The sequence below is a fragment of the Azospirillum sp. B4 genome (assembly GCF_000333275.1).
GTDB lineage: Bacteria > Pseudomonadota > Alphaproteobacteria > Azospirillales > Azospirillaceae > Nitrospirillum.
Map to the genome: position 1 here is coordinate 18,188 of NZ_BACU01000528.1, position 18,761 is coordinate 36,948.

At 68.7% G+C, this 18,761-nt stretch carries 12 protein-coding genes and 2 tRNA genes; 4 read left to right on the forward strand and 10 right to left on the reverse strand.

Features of this window, described 5'->3' with window-relative positions:
* The gene (chrA, locus tag I55_RS23565; protein WP_252181286.1) at window positions 1–1,332 is read right to left on the reverse strand and encodes a chromate efflux transporter; all 1,332 of its coding nucleotides are present in this window, start codon (window positions 1,330–1,332) and stop codon (window positions 1–3) included.
* 72 nt (window positions 1,333–1,404) lie between these two features.
* Window positions 1,405–1,953, reverse strand: coding sequence for an ester cyclase (locus I55_RS23570; RefSeq protein WP_049974435.1), 549 nt, complete (start codon window positions 1,951–1,953; stop codon window positions 1,405–1,407).
* A gap of 245 nt (window positions 1,954–2,198) precedes the next feature.
* Between I55_RS23570 and I55_RS23575 the strand changes: the two genes are divergently transcribed.
* Entirely contained in the window at window positions 2,199–3,953 is a 1,755-nt protein-coding gene (locus tag I55_RS23575; protein WP_044563067.1) for a DUF885 family protein, read from the forward strand.
* Window position 3,954: 1 nt separating this feature from the next.
* Here the strand turns inward: I55_RS23575 and I55_RS23580 are convergent, their stop codons facing one another.
* From I55_RS23580 to I55_RS23595, 4 genes are all read right to left on the reverse strand, one after another.
* On the reverse strand, window positions 3,955–5,895 hold the full coding sequence (locus I55_RS23580; RefSeq protein WP_044563069.1) for a cytochrome c/FTR1 family iron permease: 1,941 nt from the start codon (window positions 5,893–5,895) through the stop codon (window positions 3,955–3,957).
* Between the two features lie 303 nt (window positions 5,896–6,198).
* Window positions 6,199–6,275 (reverse strand) — tRNA-Arg (locus I55_RS23585).
* A 16-nt stretch (window positions 6,276–6,291) separates the two neighbouring features.
* Window positions 6,292–6,597 (reverse strand): ETC complex I subunit, encoded by a 306-nt coding sequence (locus I55_RS23590; RefSeq protein WP_044563070.1) that lies wholly within the window; start codon window positions 6,595–6,597, stop codon window positions 6,292–6,294.
* Between the two features lie 110 nt (window positions 6,598–6,707).
* Window positions 6,708–6,784, reverse strand: a tRNA-Pro gene (locus I55_RS23595).
* 243 nt (window positions 6,785–7,027) lie between these two features.
* On the opposite strand from I55_RS23595, the gene I55_RS23600 reads away from it, so the two are divergent.
* The gene (locus tag I55_RS23600; RefSeq protein ID WP_044563071.1) at window positions 7,028–7,669 is read left to right on the forward strand and encodes an aspartyl/asparaginyl beta-hydroxylase domain-containing protein; all 642 of its coding nucleotides are present in this window, start codon (window positions 7,028–7,030) and stop codon (window positions 7,667–7,669) included.
* Between the two features lie 462 nt (window positions 7,670–8,131).
* Window positions 8,132–9,982 carry a flagellin gene (locus I55_RS23605; protein ID WP_044563072.1) on the forward strand — a complete coding sequence of 617 codons (1,851 nt, stop codon included), beginning with the start codon at window positions 8,132–8,134 and terminating at the stop codon, window positions 9,980–9,982.
* A gap of 176 nt (window positions 9,983–10,158) precedes the next feature.
* Here I55_RS23605 and I55_RS23610 read toward each other — a convergent pair whose 3' ends face one another.
* A complete protein-coding gene (locus tag I55_RS23610; RefSeq protein WP_044563073.1) occupies window positions 10,159–10,512 on the reverse strand; it encodes a hypothetical protein in 354 nt (117 codons plus the stop codon).
* Between the two features lie 369 nt (window positions 10,513–10,881).
* Here I55_RS23610 and I55_RS23615 point away from each other — a divergent pair, with 369 nt between their 5' ends.
* Window positions 10,882–13,878, forward strand: a complete 2,997-nt coding sequence (locus I55_RS23615; protein WP_044563074.1) for an autotransporter domain-containing protein — start codon at window positions 10,882–10,884, stop codon at window positions 13,876–13,878.
* Window positions 13,879–13,959: 81 nt separating this feature from the next.
* On the opposite strand, the gene I55_RS33425 is transcribed toward I55_RS23615, so the two are convergent.
* From I55_RS33425 to metC, 3 genes are all read right to left on the reverse strand, one after another.
* Window positions 13,960–16,890: a response regulator gene (locus I55_RS33425; RefSeq protein ID WP_049974436.1), complete on the reverse strand. Its 2,931-nt coding sequence runs from the start codon at window positions 16,888–16,890 to the stop codon at window positions 13,960–13,962.
* A 201-nt stretch (window positions 16,891–17,091) separates the two neighbouring features.
* Window positions 17,092–17,535, reverse strand: a complete 444-nt coding sequence (gene hisI, locus I55_RS23625; protein ID WP_044563075.1) for a phosphoribosyl-AMP cyclohydrolase — start codon at window positions 17,533–17,535, stop codon at window positions 17,092–17,094.
* The gene (metC, locus tag I55_RS23630) at window positions 17,532–18,731 is read right to left on the reverse strand and encodes a cystathionine beta-lyase (RefSeq protein ID WP_044563076.1); all 1,200 of its coding nucleotides are present in this window, start codon (window positions 18,729–18,731) and stop codon (window positions 17,532–17,534) included. The genes hisI and metC overlap by 4 nt, the downstream gene beginning before the upstream one ends.
* Between the last annotated feature and the right edge of the window lie 30 nt (window positions 18,732–18,761).

The following is an 18,761-nucleotide window of genomic DNA, read 5'->3' on the forward strand; positions in this document are numbered from 1 at the left end:
TCAGGAAGGGCAGGTCAGCCAGACCATGGCGACACCGGCAACAGCGCATACCCCCAGAACGGGCAAGAGACCCACCTTGAACCGGTTGAGGGCGATGAAGGCCACGATCGCCAGCAGGGCCGCATCCCCGTCCAGGTCCGTGGGCAGGGGCAGGGTGACGGGGCCCAGGATGAGCGGCTGGCTGCCCCGGAACAGGACATGCAGCCCGAACCATACACCCAGGTTCAGGATGACGCCCACCACGGCGGCGGTGATGGCGGCCAGGGCGGCGGTGATGGTGGGGTTGGTCCGCACCCGCTCCACATAGGGGCCGCCCAGGAACACCCACAGGAAGCAGGGGGCGAAGGTGACCCAGCTGGTCAGCAGGCCGCCCAGGACGCCGGCCAGCAGGGGTGGCAGGACGCCGGGGTCGCGGGCGGCGGCCAGGAAGCCCACATGCTGCAGCACCAGGACCAGGGGGCCAGGTGTCGTCTCCGCCAGGCCAAGGCCGTCCACCATCTCCCCCGGCGCCAGCCAGCCATAGCCGCTGACCGCCGCCTGGGCGACGTAGGCCAGGGCCGCATAGGCGCCACCGAAGGTGACCACGGCCATGCCGCTGAAGAATTGGGCGATGTGTGTCCACACGCTGTCCGCGCCGGTGGCCAGGCGCAGGGCCGCCAGGGGGCCCAGCCACAGCGGCAGCCACAGGGCCAGTGTGCCCAGCGCCCGGTGGCGGCTGGGCTGGGCGTGGGGCGGCAGGCCCGTCGCCAGCCGCTGGTCCACAAGGGCGTCGGCCGTGGCCTCCGGCGGCTGCGGTGCGAAGGCGCGCCGGGCCGCCATGCCGATGCCGGCCGCGGCCAGGATGACCAGGGGGAAGGGCAGGTGGCCCACCGCCAGCGCCACGAAGGCCAATCCCGCCACGGCGACGGCGGGGCCGCCGCGCAGCGCCCGACGTCCCAGGCGGATGACGGCGTCGGCCACCACGGCCAGCACCGCCGCCTTGACGCCATGGAACAGGGCCGCCGTCAGGGGCGCCTGGTGGTACAGGGTGTAGAGCGCGCTGAGCCCCAGCATGACCAGCACGCCCGGCAGGATGAACAGGCCGCCGGCCACTAGCCCGCCCCGGCGGCCGTGCAACAGCCAGCCGACATAGGTGGCCAGCTGCTGCGCCTCCGGTCCCGGCAGCACCATGCAGTAGCTGAGCGCGTGCAGGAAACGCGCCTCCCCGATCCAGCGGCGGTTCTCCACCAACTCGCGATGCATCATGGCGATCTGCCCGGCGGGCCCGCCGAAGCTCAGAAGCCCGATGCGGGCCCAGACGCGGGCGGCCTCACGCAGGGTGGGTGGGGACATGGGACGCGGCCGGCGATGGGGACGGAGGGGCCCCATGACTAAGCCCCCGGCCGGACCGGGCGTCAAGCGCCGCTAGAAGACGCCGTCGGCGTTGGGGGCGCCGGCCGGTATCGCCTGGCGGACCGACCAATGCTCCACGATCCTGTCGTCCGCCACGCGGAAGATCTCCACCACCGCCTCGCCCTGGTCGCCGGGGCTTGGGATGCTGTGGACGTGCAGCACCACCATGTCGCCCTGGGCGACGCTGCGCACCACCTCCACCTTGGTGTCCGGGTGGTGCTGGAAGACCTGGGCGTAGGCGTCCTGCAAGGCGCGGCGGCCGTCGGCCAGGCCGGGGGTGTGCTGCTTGCACTCCTGCGCCACATAGCGGTCGGCCGCCGACAGGTCGTGCCTGTTGAAGAAGGCGTCATAGAAAGCCAGCACCGTCCGGCGATTGGCTTCCCCCTCCGCCGCGCTGTCGGGAATGCGGGTGCTGGTGGCGCCCGCCGCCTGGTTGGCCGGGGGCTGGTTGGCCGGGGGCTGGTTGGCGGGGGGCTGGTTGGCTCGGGCGGGGGAGCTGAACGGGGGGGCGCACCAGGCCACGGCGCATAAGGTCAGGCCGTGGATGATCAGACGACGCATCTCTTCCTCACCGGAGGTCTACACGACACGGGGTCAAGGCTGCTTCGCCAGCCCCTTCCCGCGCCTTCGTTACCTGCGCCGCCTTTGTGGCGACTCTATGGATGGCGACTCTGGGGTGGTGGCGTGGAAGGGGTGGAGCCAGCGTCGAATCACGTTAGAACTGGATATAATATTGGAAATACAATATCCAATCGAAGAGTATCGTTTACGATGACAAGCAGATGGGGGCTGTTGTGGGGGCACCGATGAACCGTACCGCGCTGGCGCTTGTGCTGGCCCTGGCCGCGATGGCGCCGATTTCCATCCCTGCCGCGGCCGAACCCGCCGCCCATGCGGCGGTGCCCGGGACTTCCGCCGTCGACGCCGTCATCACCGACTATGACGCGCTGGCCCGCCAGACGGACGGCGCCGACGGTCCGGGCTGGCCGGACGTGAGCAAGGCGGCGGCCGACCGGCGCGCCCGGGGTTACGCGGCGCTGAAGGCCCGTCTGGACAAACTACCCCCCTCCGCCCCCGATGGCGAGGAGGCGTTGACCCGCCGCCTGCTGGAGTGGCGCCTAGGCATGCTGATCGAAGGCGCCCGGTTCGATGAGGACCGCATCCCCTTCGACAACGGCGACGGCTTTTTCAACACCGCCAACTACGCCGCCGCCACGACCGTGATCCGGACGGAGGCCGACGCCCAGGCCTGGATCGGCCGTCTGCGGGCCTTGCCCGCCTATTATGACCAGCAGGTCGCCAACATGCGGCGCGGTCTGGAGACGGGCTTCATCCAGCCCCGGCCCACCGCCACCTCCGTGCTGAACATCCTGAAGATCGCCGCCGATCAGCCGGCCGATGCCAGTCCGCTGCTGTCGCCGCTGAAGACCCTGCCGGCCACCATCCCGGTGGTGCGCCAGGCGGACTTGCGTGCCGATGCGCTGGCGGTGGTGACCCAGGCGGTGAAGCCGGCGCAGGCCAGGCTGGTGGCGTTTTTCGAGCAGGAGTACGTGCCCCATTCCCGCGACACCTTGGGCGCCAGCAGCCTGCCCGGTGGCCGTGATTACTACGCCTATGCCGTGCGCCGCTCCACCACCACCGACCTGACGCCGGACGCCGTGTTCGCGCTGGGCGAGCAGGAGGTGACGCGCATCCGGGGGGAGATGGAGGCCGCGATGCGCGCCACCGGCTTCACCGGCAGCTTGCCGGAATTCATCGCCAAGCTGCGCACCGATAAGCAGTTCTACGCCCCCGACCTGGCGACCTACGTGGAAAAGGCCAGTGAGATCGGCAAGCGCATCGACGGCCTGCTGCCGTTGTGGTTCGGCAAGCTGCCGCGCCTGACCTGGACCATCCGGCAAAAACCGCCGGAGCAGGAAGGCTCCTCCAGCGGCTATGACCTGGGCGACCCGGTGAAGGGCGTGCCCGGCCGGGTGGTGGTGGGCTCCAAGTCCTTCGGCGACCCGCTGTTCGGCCTGCCCTCCTGGATCCTGCATGAGGGCGTGCCCGGCCATCACCTGCAGATCGCGCTGGGCCAGGAGCGCACCGACCTGCCGGCTTTCCGCCGTAAGGACGAGCCCACCGCCTTCATCGAGGGCTGGGCCCTCTATGCCGAGCAGCTGGGCGAGGACATGGGCGTCTACCGCACGGCTTACGAGCGTTTCGGCCGCCTGTCCTTCGACATGTGGCGGGCCTGTCGCCTGATGATGGACGTGGGCATCCACTGGAAGGGGTGGAGTGCCGAGCAGGCGGCCAGTTGCCTGCGCGACAACACCGCCCTGCCGGAGCGGGCGGTCCTGGGCGAAACCCAGCGCTACATCGCCTGGCCGGCCCAGGCGCTGGCCTACAAGGTGGGGGAGCTGAAGTTCCTGGCCGAACGCCGGCGCGCGGAACAGGCGCTGGGCGCGCGCTTCGACATCCGCGCCTTCCACGACGCCGTGCTGGACGACGGCCCCATGCCCATGGACATCCTGCACGACCAGATGGGCCGCTGGCTGGTGAAGCAGGGGGGGAAGTTGTAACTCACGCCTTTCGCTTGGCGTTCCAGCTGTTATAGGCGAATCCCGCCGCCAGGGCGGCGGCCATCACCAGCTGGGCCGCCACGGTCTGCGCCGTGGGGAACAGGCCCACGATGTCCACGCTGGGCACGTGCGCCAGGGGGATGACGTCCAGCCAGCCGGCCTCCTGCAGGGCCTTCACCCCCTTGCCGGCCAGCACGACGGCCAGCACCGCCATCAAGGCGGAGCTCCAGGCGAAGAAAGCGCCGATGGGCAGGCGGCGGCTGTAGCGCAGCAGCGACCACGCGATGACGGCCAGCAGCAAGACGGCGGCGCCGGCCCCGGCCAGCACGGCGGCGTGCGCCCCCTCCGCCCACAGCGCCATGTAGAACAGGATGGTCTCGAACACCTCGCGGTAGACCACCACGAAGGTCAGCAGGAACAGGAACCAGGCGGAGCGGCGCGACAGGGCGCGGGACAGCTTCTCCTTGATGTACTGCTGCCAGGCGCCGGCCTGGGATTTGCCGTGCATCCACACGCCCACCGACAGCAGCACCAGGGCCGCGAACACCGAGCCCAGGCCCTCCGTCAGCTCCCGGCTGGCGCCGCTGATGGACACCAGGTAGGTGGCCACCGCCCAGGTCGCCAGGCCGGCCACCAGGGCGATGGCCCAGCCCAGGTGCACGTGCGGCAACACATCGGTGCGCCCGGCCTTGCGCAGGAAGGCGATCATGGCCACCACGATCAGCAGGGCTTCCAGCCCTTCGCGCAGCAGGATGGTGAAGGCGCCGACGAAGGTGGAGGCGTCGCTGGCGGCGGCTGGCGACAGCGCATGCTCCGCCTCGGTCAGCAGGCCGGTGATGGCCTGGGCCTGAGCCCGCACCTCGTCCGCTGGCCGGCCCTGGCCGATGACACCGCGGAAGGCGCCCATGGCGCTTTCCACACGGGTCATCAGGCCGCCATCGCGTGCTTTCAGGATGGGCTCCACCGGCTCGAAGCCGTCGAGATAGGCGGCCAGGGCCAGGTCGCCCGCCGCCTTGGCGTCGCCGGCCTCATAGGCTTTCACGGCCAAGCCCAGCTTGGCGCGGGCGATGGCCAGGCTGTCGTTGGCCTTGGGCATGACCGCGTCGGGATGGGTGCGTAGATAGGCCAGCAGCGGCCGGGCGATGTCGGCGCCGACCTGGGGTTCCAGCGTGGCCAGGGAGGTCTGGGTCAGGGACTCCAGGCTGGGGAACAGGGTGTGCAGGTCGGCCCGCTCCCGCCACAGCCTGGCCCCGGCCTCGGTGTCGGCGGGGGTGAAGGCGAAGCCGCCGGCGACGAAGGCCAGGGCCCAGCGGTCCTCCGGCGGCAAATGCGCGAAGCTGACCATGGGCGTGCCGTCCAGCCCCTGCTCTATCACCTGCTCCAGGGCGAAGGCGCTGCGCTCCCGCGCCCGCTCTCCGTCGGTGAAGTCCACGGGCTTGGGGTCCAGCGCGGCGCCGGCTTGCCCGTCGCCCTTGCCGGTGTCGCCATGGCAGGCGGCGCAGTTCTCGGCATAGAGCGCGCGGCCCCGGGCCAGGTCGGGCGGGCTGGCGGGCGCCAGCGGCACGGGGTATGCGGCCAGCAGCTCCCGGCCCAGGGCGCGGGCCAGGGTCGCCACCTCGGTCCCCGGCGCCTTGGCGGCGATGGCGGCTTTCAGCGCGTCGGCCTGGGCCTCCAGCCGGGGCAGGGCGGGGGTGGGGGCCAGGGCCTCCATCCGCTCCCGCGCGCTGGCCGCGAACTCCGCCTGTTCGGCGTATTCGGAGTCGCTGACCACCCGCCCATCGACCACCGCGCCGGGATAGTCCACGGCCACATAGTCCAGCAGCCGCCAGATGGTTTGCGCCGGTGCCGTTTCCGCCCACGCGGGCGGGGCGGCCAAGGACAGGCCCAGCAGCATGCCCAGAAGTGGCAAGGCGAGGAGCATGAGGCGGTGCGGTGCGACCATGGACGGCGTGCCTGGGGCTGAGCAATGAGAGTCATTCTCAGTTAGCGTCGCCGGAAGTCTATTTGCAAGCGTTCCGTCTTATAGGCGTGGGATTTGATCGCGGCCGATCAAATCCACCCTCAGACGGCGGGCGCCGGCATCCGCCGGCTTGCCTGATCCTCGGTTTCCGGTCCGCTGACGCTCCCCAGAAACCTGCGGCGCCCGCAGTCGCGGGCTACAGCGGCATGAGCCGCTGGTCTTGCGGGGGCTGCGGAAACGACAAGACCCGCCGCACGGGGGGACGTGCAGGCGGGTCTGGCGTACTGGCGACCCCGGCAGGGCTCGAACCTGCGACATCTCGCTTAGAAGGCGAGTGCTCTATCCAGCTGAGCTACGGGGCCTTCCGGCTGGCCCTAATCAGAAGCGGCCGACGCGGGGACGGTCGGCGCGGAAGTTGTCGGCGTAGTTCTTCGGCCGGACGATACGGTCGTTGTGGGTGATGACCTCATAGTCCCAGCCCTTGCGCGTCGCGTAGGCGACGGCCTCGTCGGCGCTGTCGAAGGTCAGCTTCACCTGGTTCAGGGTGTCGCCGGAGCTGACCCAGCCCATCAGCGGCTCCGGCCGGCGGGCGGTGGCCAGTTCATATTCCAGAACCCACGACTGGGTCTTGGCGCGGCCGGACTGCATGGCCGTCTTGGCCGGCTGATAGATACGAACCTGCATCTCTGGAACGTCCCCGGGTTGAACGGAACAACTGATGCCCGCCGCCCGGTGCCCCGTTCGACAGGCCGTTGGAAAACCCGGACGTCGCCGCTGGGCGCCGGTCCGGGCGATGGTCGGGGCGCCCGGATTCGAACCGGGGGCCTACGGTTCCCAAAACCGTCGCGCTACCAGACTGCGCTACGCCCCGAAACCATCGCAGGGCTAGGGTTTACGCGGTTTGGCGCCAGGCGGTCAATCAGGAAAGCGGTCCACTGGGTGGCAACCTGGGCGTTGAATTTTACCGGCCGGTTCGCACTCCGTTCCGCCGAAAGCCCATGGCCGGCGGCGGCCCAGGTCGGTAAAAGGATTGGAACGCCTGATGGGGCGCTTACGGCACGCCCACGGCAGGCCTTTGGGGGGGCAAGGAGCGTAAGAAGGGATGGGGGCTGGATTGCATCCTTGGCAGGAGCGCACCCGCGGCAGCGGGCTGACCCTGCACGGCGCGTTGGACATGGCGATCGATCCGCTTCCCCTGCAACGCGATTTCGCGGTCCTGGACCGCGACCTGCCGCAGGGTGCCCGCAAACATTTCGGCGCCACCGATGGCTGGACCGCCGTGTCCTTGCTGGACCGCGCCCTGGACGCCCCGGCGCGGGCGACGCCGGCGCTGGCGCTGATGCCGTCCGTCGCCGCGCTGCTGGCGCGCGCGGATTGGGATGTGCGGGGTTGCTATCTGCTGCGCCAGGCACCGGGCAGCGTCCTGCGGTGGCATTTCGACCATCAGGCCCTGCACCTGGAGGAGGCGCGCCTTCTGATTCCCATCATCGTGCCGGCGGCCGCCACCACCTGGATCGGGCACGAGGCGGTGGCCTATCCGCCCGGTCGCGGCTGGACGGGCGATTTCGCCCTGCCCCACCAGGTCGACAACCCTTCGGACGGACAGCGGATCGTCCTGGGCATCGATGTCGTGACGACGCCCTCGCTGGTCCGCCGGTTTCCGGCGGCCCTGATGGCCGACGTTCCCCAGCGGTGCGCGCTGGCGGGCGAATGCAGCAACCTGCTGCTGGCATGGCGGGCCGGACAGGGCCTGTAGCCGGTTCCCCATGGTCGCTTCGGCGGCCCTCCACCAGGAAATCCTGACCGCTTGTCGGCGGCGTACCCGGCAATTTTGACCGACCGAGCGGAAATTTCCGCCCCCGGCCAGGGATGCGTCCCGGCCGGGAATAGCCTGCACATCGGCAGGAAATCCCTTTATTTGCAATGACGTGAATATCTCCCCGGTGGTTGGCACGGTTTCTGCGGTTAGCCCGCCGAACCTAACCGTCCATCAGAGGAGGTTGATGGCGACCACGGCAACGAACCGCCCCCGGGCATTCCCGGACGGACCTTTTCCGCCATTCCGGCAGGAAGGGGCCGCCGCCCGGAGACGGGGACTTAGGCCCCCCCGGCAGCGGGCGGGTGGCGTTATCGGTGCCATGGAAGCCAGCAGCTTGCTCTCGCCAGAAGGATCAGACCGGCCCAAACGGCCGCCCTCCGGCAGCTCAAAAGGAGATAGATGATGTCCCAAGTCGCCCTCACTTCGGCAATGCGTTCCAACCTGTTGCTGCTGCAGAACACCAACAGCTCGATCGACAAGCTCCAGACCCAACTGTCCACGGGCAACAAGATCAACAGCGCGCTGGACGGCCCCACGGCCTTCTTCGCGGCGCAGGGCCTGAACCAGCGTGCCAGCGACCTGTCCACCCTGAAGGACGCGATGGGCCAGGCCATCAGCACCATCAAGGCGGGCAACCAGGGCATCACCTCCATCCAGAAGCTGATCGACCAGGCGAAGGGCCTGACGACCTCGGCCTATTCCAACCTGGGCGATGACCCGTCCTCCATCGCGGCCCGCAAGTCGCTGGCCGACCAGTTCAACGCCATCAAGGACCAGATCGACAAGCTGGCCGGCGACAGCGGCTACGGCGGCAAGAACCTGCTGGCGGGCAGCGGCCAGACCTATGACGCCACCTCGGTGTCGCGGGCGACCGTCAACTCCATCACCGGCCTGTCCAACAGCCGCGTGACCAACGTCACCACCTCGGACACCTATTCCGTCCGCGTGGCCGGCACGGGCGACATCTCCGGCAATGCCGGCGACATCGCCGCCGCCGAAGATGCCCGCGGCCTGTTCGGCCTGAAGATTTCCGGCAAGCTCAGCGGCACCGCCGGCAACTTCTCCGACGTGTCGATCGAGGTGCGCGGCGCCGTGGGCCAGACCCGGACGGTGGTGATCACCGAGGGCGACGAATCCCGGTCCATCACCTTCTTCGACAACAGCCAGGCCACCAGCAACCAGCTGACCGTGGCCGGCAAGTCTGGCACGAAGCAGGCTTCGCAGGTCAACATCACCGGCAACATCGACGAAGGCGACACCTTCAACGTCACCGTCAACGGCCGGTCGTTCAGCTACACCGCTTCGGCGGGCGACGTGGCCAATCCGTCGCCGACCACCCGCCAGGCGAACATCGCCGCGCACCTGCAAAGCATCGTGAGCGCTGGCCTGGCGGCCTCCGGCTTCACCGTCGGCACCGCCGGCACAGGCAACAACTTCACCATCACGGCCAGCGGCTTCTACGGCACCTCCAACAGCTTCACCCTGGGCACCTCGGCCACCAACGCCCTGACCAAGGACATCTCCGTGTCCTTCACCTCGGGCTCGGTCGTGTCCTTCACCGTCGATCGCACCACGCTGGAAGCCCTGGGTACGACGGGCAACGGCACCTCGACCATCGAGAAGGACGTGGACGTCTCGATCACGGCCACCGACCTGAACGGCGTGTCCATCACCCGGTCGGGCACCAATGACCGGGGCAGCGCCAAGCTGGCGGACGGCGAGAACGCCATGTCCTTCAGCACCGGCACGGTGCGCATCAACGTCGACGCGACCAAGATCATGCAGGCGGCCTCGGCCAGCGGCTTCGCCAACATGACGACGACGCAGCAGACGCCGGCCAACACCCAGAACGATCTGTCGGTGCAGTTCAACGAGACCAACACCAACTCGCTGACGGTGAAGTCCACCAACGTCACCACCGACGGCCAGGGCCTGCGCCTCGACTATGCCCAGAACAACTTCCTGGATCGGTCGGACATCGACGCGGCGGTGGCCCAGCTGACCTACGCGACGAACCAGCTGCGGTCCGCCGGCCAGACGCTCAGCACCAACCTGAACGTCATACAGACCCGGTCCGACTTCACCGACTCGTTCAACAACGTCCTGACGGACGGTGCGGACAGCCTGGTGCAGGTCGACCAGAACCAGGCCGGTGCCGAGTTGCTGACCCTGCAGACGCGCCAGTCGCTGGGTGTCACCACCCTGTCGCTGGCCAACCAGAGCCAGCAAGCCATCCTGAAGCTGTTCTAATCGGTGACGGTAGGGGTGGGGCTGGTGGCGGGCACGCCACAGGGCCTCCCCCCACCGGCCCCATACGGACACGGACGGAAAAGAAAAACGGGCGGTCCCCAGTGGGCCGCCCGTTTTTCTTTTCCGGTCTCCGCCTGTACGGGCTTTTTCCGATTCCGGCCCTCACGGGCCGGCGATCACGCCTCGCCCAGGACGACTAGGCGCGCCGGCTTGCGGAAGTTCATGGTGATCATCAGCGTGGCCCGCCCCTTGATGACGTACAGGGCCTTGTCGGCCACCACCGGCAGGGGGACGTTGCGGGACATGCAGTACCCCACCAGTGACGCCTGCAATTCCTGCTCGGGCACGGCCAGCTCGCTGACCTGGCCGTTCAGCGTGGTGGACAGGCGGGCGCTGACCCCGCGGTTGAGGGTGTAATCCAGGCCGGTGACCTCGCCCTCGGGGAAGACCTCGTTCAGCTTGCGCCGCCGCTCCATGATGGCGGACACCACCTCGCGGTCGGTGAAGACGATGCAGCGTAGTTCCTTCATGCGGGGCGCGTTCCGGCAGGCCTGGGCGGGGAACTCTACGCCAGGTGTCCGCACCCCCGCCAGTTGCAAATGCCGCACGCTGTCCCGGTCGCCGGGCGCGGATGGATAGGGGGCACATCGGCCGCATAGGGCCGGCTGCGGCAAATTGGCTGAAAATTGCGGTTCCGCGACTTTTTTTATTCAGGCGCCCGCCGGGTTTCGACGGACGCGCCGTGTAATACGGTCCGTATGGGCCGCATTCCCGGTCCCGCCCCACCCTCACCGCAACCCCCAAGCCCGTCCCTCTTATCCGCCGGTGCCGCCGGCTGCGCCCATCGCCCGCCGGCCAAAAGCCCCTTACTCGTCTGAACAGGCAGGATTCCTCAGCAAATGAAGCGCCTTCTCGCGCCGGTGGCCGCAGCGCCCCTGTGCCTCGCCGCCCTGACCGATCTTCATGCGGCGACGACGATCTCCGGAACCCAGTCCACGGCGGTGTCAACCTCCTCGTCCGGCGACCTCACCATCACCGGCACGGTCAGTCCGTCCAGCGGCACGGCGGTGACGCTGGACAGCAGCAACACCATCACCAGTTCCGGCACCATTTCCATCACCGGCAACGATGACACCACCGGTATCCTGGTGAAGGGCGGCAACACCGGCAGTGTCGGCATGAGCGGCACCCTTACCCTGACCGACAGCAGCGTCAGCTCGACCATCCCCCTGACCTCGGCGGAGCGGCGCTACGGCATCTGGGTGGCCGGCACGGGCGTGTTCACGGGTGACATCTCCACCTCGGGCACCTTGACCGTGCGCGGCAACGACAGCGCCGGCATCCTGGTGGCGACCGAGATGGACGGCAGCCTGACGATGAGCGGCACGCTGTCGGTCACGGGCAACAATTCCTACGGCATCCACACCACGGCGCTCACAGCCGGCACCATCCTGATTTCCGGCAGCGTCAGCGTGCTGGGCACGGGTTCGGTGGGTGTGGCCGTCGACGGCGTCACGGAAGGCGTGGTGGATGTCACGGGCACCATCACCTCCACCGGTTATCTGTCGACGACGCGGCCCACCACGACGTCCGGCCTGGCGGCGCTGACCGCCAATGACGAGTTGCAGGGGGGCGCCGCCCTGCGCATTTCCGCGACCGTGACCGGCGGCCTGAACGTGGAATCGACGGCCACCGTCAGCTCCTACGGGTCGGCGCCTGCCATCCTCGTCGGCTCCGCCACCGACGGCATTGAACTGGGGCCCTATCCGGACAATACCCGTGGTCTCGTCCTGGCCGGCTCCATCATCGCCAGCGGCGTCTATGACGGGTTCAGCACCACCGCCCTGCAGGTTGGCGGCCTGGGCGGCACCGTTCTGGTCGACGGCGGCCTCAGCCTGTCGGGGACGATGACCAGCCTGGCTTACAAGGCGGACGCCACCGGCATCCTGATCGGCTCGGGCGCCACCGTCACCGATATCGCCATTTCAGGTTCGCTCAGCTCGACGGTGGTTTCGCAGTCCTCCACGGCCACCGCCATCTCCATCGCCAGTGGCGCCACCGTCAACAGCATCAATGTCGTCGGCACGGTCGCGGCCTATGCGTCCGGCTACGCCGGGTCCACCACGGCGGTGGCCAGCAACGCCGTCGCCATCAAGGACGCCAGCGGCACGGTCAGCCTGATCAACAACAGCGGCATCATCCTGGCGAAGGTGTCGGAGTCCACCAGCAACACCGGCATCACCGGCACGGCCACCGCCATCGACCTGACGGCCAACACCTCGGGCGTCACCATCAACAACAGCGGCACCATCACCGGCGACGTGCTGCTGGGCTCGGGCGATGACACCCTCAACCTGACCGCCGGCACCGTCACCGGCGCGCTGTCCTTTGGCAGCGGCAGCGACACCCTGGCCATTAGCGGCGGCGCCATCTACACCGGCGCGCTGACCAGTGACGGCACTCTTGCCGTCAGCGTGGCCAACGGCAAGCTGCGCGACACAAGCACCAGCACCATCAACATGCGGTCGCTGACCCTGGGCTCCAGCGGCGAGATCGACTTCACCGCCGATCCCGCCAACAACACCAACACCCTGTTCAACGTGTCGGGCACCGCCTCGCTGGCGTCGGGCAGCAAGATCGGCCTGATCTTCAAGAGCAAGGTGACCGACACCACCACCTTCACCGTGATCAAGGCAAGCAGCCTGAGCGTGGGCACCACCGACCAGACGCTGCTGGGCGACGTGTCCTACTGGTACAAGGCCAGCATCGCGGCCGATGCCACCGCCGGCACCGTGTCGGTGAACGTGGCCCGCCGCTCCGCCGCCGAGGCCGGCATCACCGTGGGCGCCAGCGCCTTCAACGCCGTCTATGACGCCTTCGACAAGGATACCCAGGTCGGCCAGGCGTTCTTCAACGCCACCAGCGCCAGCACCTTCGGCAGCCTCTATGAAAAGATGCTGCCGGATTATAACGGCGGCCCGTTCCAGTTGCTGAACCGGGGCATGATGGCCCTGGCCCGCACCCAGGCCGACCCCACCGTGGCCATGAGGGATGAAAAGCGTGGCGCCTGGGTGCAGGAACTGGGCTTCGCCGTGTCGCAAAACCGCGACCAGGGACCGGGTTACAATGGCAACGGCGTGGCCCTGATGGGCGGCTATGAGAAGTCGGTGGAGAATGTCGGCATCGTCGGCCTGTCTTCCGCCTACATGATCACCGCCATCAATGACCCTGACGCCTCCTCCGGCAACCAGGTGAAGGGCCAGGTCTTCACCGGCGGCGCCTATTGGCGCGACCGGCTGGGCGGGCTGATGGCCAACGCCAGCCTGAATGCCGGCTACATCCGCTTCTCCAGCAAGCGCGTCTTCACCGGCACCGATGACGACAGCAACGCCTTCGAGCGCGACGCCGACGCCCATTGGACCGGCTATATGGGCGATGCCCATTTCGGCCTGGGCTACGAACAGTCCTTGGGCTTCATGTTCGTCCGGCCCAACGCCTCGCTGGACTATTTCATGCTGTATGACGGTGCCCATCAGGAAAGCAACGGCGGCAGCGCCTTCAACCTGAACATCGCCGAGCGCACGGGCCAGCAGGGCAACGCCGAGGCCAGCATGACCTTCGGCACCCAGTTGGGCGGCGACTTCCAATGGAAGCCGGCCCTCACCGTGGGTTGGAAGCAGGTGTTCGGCGACGGCGCCGGCGACACCACGGCCAATTTCGCCGGTGGTTCCAGCTTCACACTGGTGCCGCAGTCCATGGTTGGCGGTGGCCCCATCGCCCGCGTCACGGTACAGGGCGGCAACCGCTACTCCGACATCGCCCTGGAACTGGGCGGCGAAAGCCGCCACGGCTATGTCGGCTACGATGCCCGCTTCGTCAGCAAGTTCCGCTTCTGATCCTGCGGCGGCCCAATGGGAAGGCGGCCCCTGTGCCGGGGCCGCCTTTTTCATGACCGGCGCTTGAGGGCGCGTTCCGCCCTAACTCACTGGCGCGCCCAGGAAGCGCTGGTGCAGCGTGTCCCAGGAGCGATGACCCAGCTCGGCCAACTCCCGCAGCAGGGCTGGCGTATCCACCACGGCAGCTGCCCCCGGCGCCAGCCCGTCGGACAGGCGGCGGGCCAGGCGGGCCAATTGGACCAGGCCGCAACTGTCGGCCATGACCGCCAGGTCGCGCGTCGCCTCGCGCAGGGCATCGGGCGCGCCGGCGCCGGCCAGTTCCAGGACGGTATCCAGACGCCCCCGGCCGCGGCTGACGATGCCGTCGACCAGGGCGCGGAAATCCGCCGGGGGCACCGTACGCTCCAGCCGGGCCAGCACCTTGGGTTCCAGCAACAGGGCCACCCCGTCCGGCTCATCCGCCGCCTGGGGGGCCCGCGCCGCCAGCCATCGCGCCACCGTTTCCAGAAGGCGATCAGCCTTGAAGGGCTTGGATACGTAGTCGTCCATGCCGGCGGCCAGGTAATCCTCCCGCACGCCGGTCATGGCGTTGGCGGTCATCGCGATGATGGGCATGGGCGGCGTGCGGTTGTCCACGGCCCGGATGCGACGGGTGGCCTCGATGCCGTCCATGACCGGCATCTGGATGTCCATCAGCACCAGGTCGAAGCGGGTCTGCAGGCAGGCGCGCACGGCCTGGGCGCCGTCCTCGGCGATCTGCACCTGGTAGCCGGCCTTTTCCAGCAGGACGGAAGCGATGGTCTGGTTGGTGATGTTGTCCTCCACCACCAGGATGCGGCCCTTGGTCGCCAGGGTCACGGGGGTCTGGGTCAGAGGGGTCTGGGTCACGGGGGTCTGGGCTTCGATGCGCAGGCCGCAGGCCTTGGCCAGGGCCTCCAGCAGCTGGGGCCGGCGGATGGGTTTGGGCACCACGGCATCGAACAGGCTTTCGCGTGATCCCAGGGGGCCTTCCAGCGAGCTGGCCATCAGCAGACGCACGCCGGCCAGGCGCGGCTCCGACCGGATCCAGGCGGCCAGGGCCGGCCCGTCCAGCCCGGGCATGTGGTGGTCGATCAGGATGACGTCGGGCAGGGGGCAGCCCGCGTCGTCCTGGTCCATCGCCGTCATGGCCTGGGTCAAGTGGTTGCGCGCCTGGGGGCCGCCCGACGCCTCGTCCACCGTCATGCCGCAGGTGGCCAGGTGATGGACCAGGATCAGGCGGTTGACGGGCGTGTCGTCCACCACCAGGGCGCGGCGGCCACGCAGATGGTCGCCCAGCGGCCGCACTGCGAGCGCGGGCGCCACCGCCCGCTCCAGCGGCACCTCGAACCAGAAGGTGGCACCCTCGCCGGGCGTGCTCTCCACCCCGATGCCGCCGCCCATCAGTTCCACCAGCTGGCGACTGATGGCCAGGCCCAGGCCGGTGCCGCCGAAGCGCCGGGTGATGGAGGAATCGGCCTGTTCGAACATCTGGAACAGCTTGCCGGCCTTGGCGGTGTCGATGCCGATGCCGGTGTCCTGCACGGTGACGCGCAGGCGGCGGGTCTGTTCCGGCAGGGCGGGACCATCGCCCAGAAGCGTGATGTCCACCGACACCGTCCCCTTGGCCGTGAACTTGATGGCGTTGCCCACCAGGTTCAACAGCACCTGGCGCAGGCGGGTGGGATCGCCCCACCACATGCCGATGGCGGCGTCGTGCACGAGCGCCCCGATCTCCAGCCCCTTGTCGCGGGCCTTGGGGCCCAGGATGGCCAGCACGCCGTCCACCAGCTCATCCAGGTTGAACTGGACGCGTTCCAGCGTGACCTTGCCCGCCTCCAGCTTGGAGATGTCAAGGATGTCGTTGATGACGCCCAGCAGGGCGTCGGCGTTGTCGCGGATGATTTCGGCATAGCCGCGCTGCTGGGTGGTCAGCGGCGTGTCCAGCAGGATCTGCGCCATGCCGGTGACGCCGTTCATGGGGGTGCGGATCTCATGGCTCATGTTGGCCAGGAAATCGGACTTGGTGGCATTGGCCCGTTCCGCCACCTGGCGGGCCTCTTCCGCCGTGCGGCGGGCGCGGTCCAGGTCGTCGGTCAGGGTCAGCAGCCGTTCCCGCTGGGTGTTCAGCTGACCGTTCATCAGGTGGACCCGGCGGTACAGGCTGACCATCTCCCCCAGCAGCATCATCAGGACGACGCTGGAGGCGATGGCGCCGTCGGCGCGCGCCAGGAACCAGCCCAGGGTGAAGCGGGCCAGGCCCAGGCCGTTCAGCAGCGTGTCCAGCGCCAGCGCCACGGTGGAGATCAGCAGGCCCAGGTCGCCCACCGTCCGCACCCGGGTGACGGTGGCCAGGATGGCGGGGGTGCAGAAGTTCAGCAGCAGCATGACCAGGTAGACGGCCTTGACCACCATGCTGTTGTTGTAGGTGTTGACCAAGGTGACGCGTGGCAGCCAGCGGTCCATGGCGTACAGCACCGCGACCATGGTCAGACCCGCCGCCACCACGGCCCCCAGGCTGGTGACCAGCGCCAGCGGCCTGCGCGCGTCGGCCGCGACCGCCGGCGGGGCCGTGCGCTGGAAATGGGCGAAGCCCAGCACGGCGAGGGGGAAGACCGTATGCCAGGCCACATACAGCCACAGGGCGGATTGCGACAGCGCGCCGTCGGGATCCAACGGTGCGAAAGCCCCGGGCAGGGCCGCCACCTGCAGCACGGACATGATGCCGGAATAGGCGTAGCCGCCGATCAGCCACAGCAGGGCGCGCTGGCCCGACAGCAGGAACTGGCTGGCGATGAGGAAGGAGGTCAGCAGATCGGTGATCAGGATGATGACGCCATAGGCCGGCAACAACCCCGGCACGTTGCCCACCGGCGTCTTGGCCCCCACGGCCCCCACCAGGAACAGGGCCAGCATCGCCAATCCGACCAGGAAGGCCGCCGCGTGCTGCGATGGCTTGGTGGGCACCATGAACAGGGTGGTGGGCTGCGCCAACCCCCGGAGCCGGGGGGATGCAAGTCCCCGTCCGCCACCAGCCCCCCGATCAGCGCCAGTCATACGAGATTTCCCCCGCTGAACCCGCCGGTTCCACCCAAAAACCGGACAGGCCAGCTTACCGCCAAAATGGTCGGCGCCCAAATGGCCACCATCAATTGGGACAATACTGGAAACGGAAGTGGATTGCTGGCCTTTTAGCTAAGTTGCGTCGTGTTCGTGGCCATGCGCGGGATACAAGTCCAGGGGATCGGTGACCACATCGGCGATGATGCTCAGCCCTTCCGGCGTCGCCGCGCGGTAAAAGCAGGACCGGCGGCCGGTGTGGCAGGCCACGCCCACCTGGTCGACCAGCAGCAGCAGCGTGTCGCCGTCGCAGTCCACCCGCAGTTCCCGCAAATGCTGGACCTGGCCCGAGGTGTCGCCCTTGCGCCAGAACGCCTGGCGGGATCGCGACCAATAGCAGACCCGTCCGGTGGACAGGCTTTCCGCCACGGACTGGGCGTTCATCCACGCCATCATCAGCACCTCGCCAGTATCGAACTGCTGGGCGATGGCCGGCACCAGGCCGTTGGCGTCGAAGCGGATGGCGGCCACGGTGGCCGCGACCGCGTCCTCGGGCAGGGGATAGGGAATGGCGGTCATGCGGTGGCCCCGTTCATGCGGGCGAAGCCCTTTTCCAGATCGCGGATCAGGTCGTCGGCATCTTCCAGCCCGGCATGCAGGCGTATCAGGGTGCCGGTGCCCGTCCAGGGCGTGGCCGTGCGGATTTTGCGCGGGTCGGTGGGCAGGATCAGGGATTCGAAACCGCCCCAGCTGAAGCCCATGCCGAACTGTTCCATGCCATCGACCAGCGCGGCCACGGCGGCGCGCGGCTGCTTCTTCAGTTCCACCGTGAACAGGCCGCTGGACCCGGTGAAGTCACGCTTCCACGTTTCATGGCCGGGGCAGTCGGGGAAGGCCGGGTGCAGCACGCGCTGCACCTCCGCCCGACCCTTCAGCCAGCGGCCGATGGCCAGCGCCGTCTCCTGGTGGCGGGCCATGCGGGCGGACAGGGTGCGCAGGCCCCGCAGGGCGAGGTAGAGGTCGTCACCCCCGACGTTCTGGCCCAGCTGCAGCGCCGTGTTCTTCACCCGCTGCCATCCCTCCCGCGTGCCGACGATGACGCCCACGGTGGCGTCGGCATGGCCCACGAAGTACTTGGTCGCGGCGTGGATGACGACGTCGGCACCCAGGTCCAACGGCTTGCTGCAGATCCCGGCCGACCAGGTGCTGTCCACCAGCACGGCCACGCCGCGGTTGCGGGCGGCGCGGGATATGGCCGGGATGTCCTGCACCTCGAAGGTCAATGACCCCGGGGATTCCAGCAGGATGGCCGTGGTCTCGGGGCGCAGCTTGTGGGCGATGTCGGCGCCGATCAGCGGGTCGACATACTCCACGGCCACGCCCAGGCGGGCCAGCACCCTGTCGCAGAAATCGCGCGACGGGCCATAGACGGTGTCGGCCACCAGCAGGTGGCTGCCGGCCTCGGCATAGGCCAGCAGCGCCGTGGTGACCGCGGCCAGGCCGGAACTGGCAACCACCGCCCGGTGCCCGCCCTCCAGCGCCGCCACCGCGTCCTCGAACGCCAGGCTGGAGGGGGTGGATCGGCGGCCATAGCGCGGCGCCCGGTGCTCAGGGTCATGCCCTTCCAACTCATCCAGGCAGGAGAACAGGATGGTGGAGGCGCGGTAGGGCGGCACGTTGACCACGCCGTAATTGTCCTGCGGGTTGCGGCCGGCATGGACCAGCAGGGTGGCGGGGCTTGTCGTGTCGCCAGCGCTTTTTGTGTCGTCAGACATGGACTTCAGGATCGAAACGGAAAGGAGCCG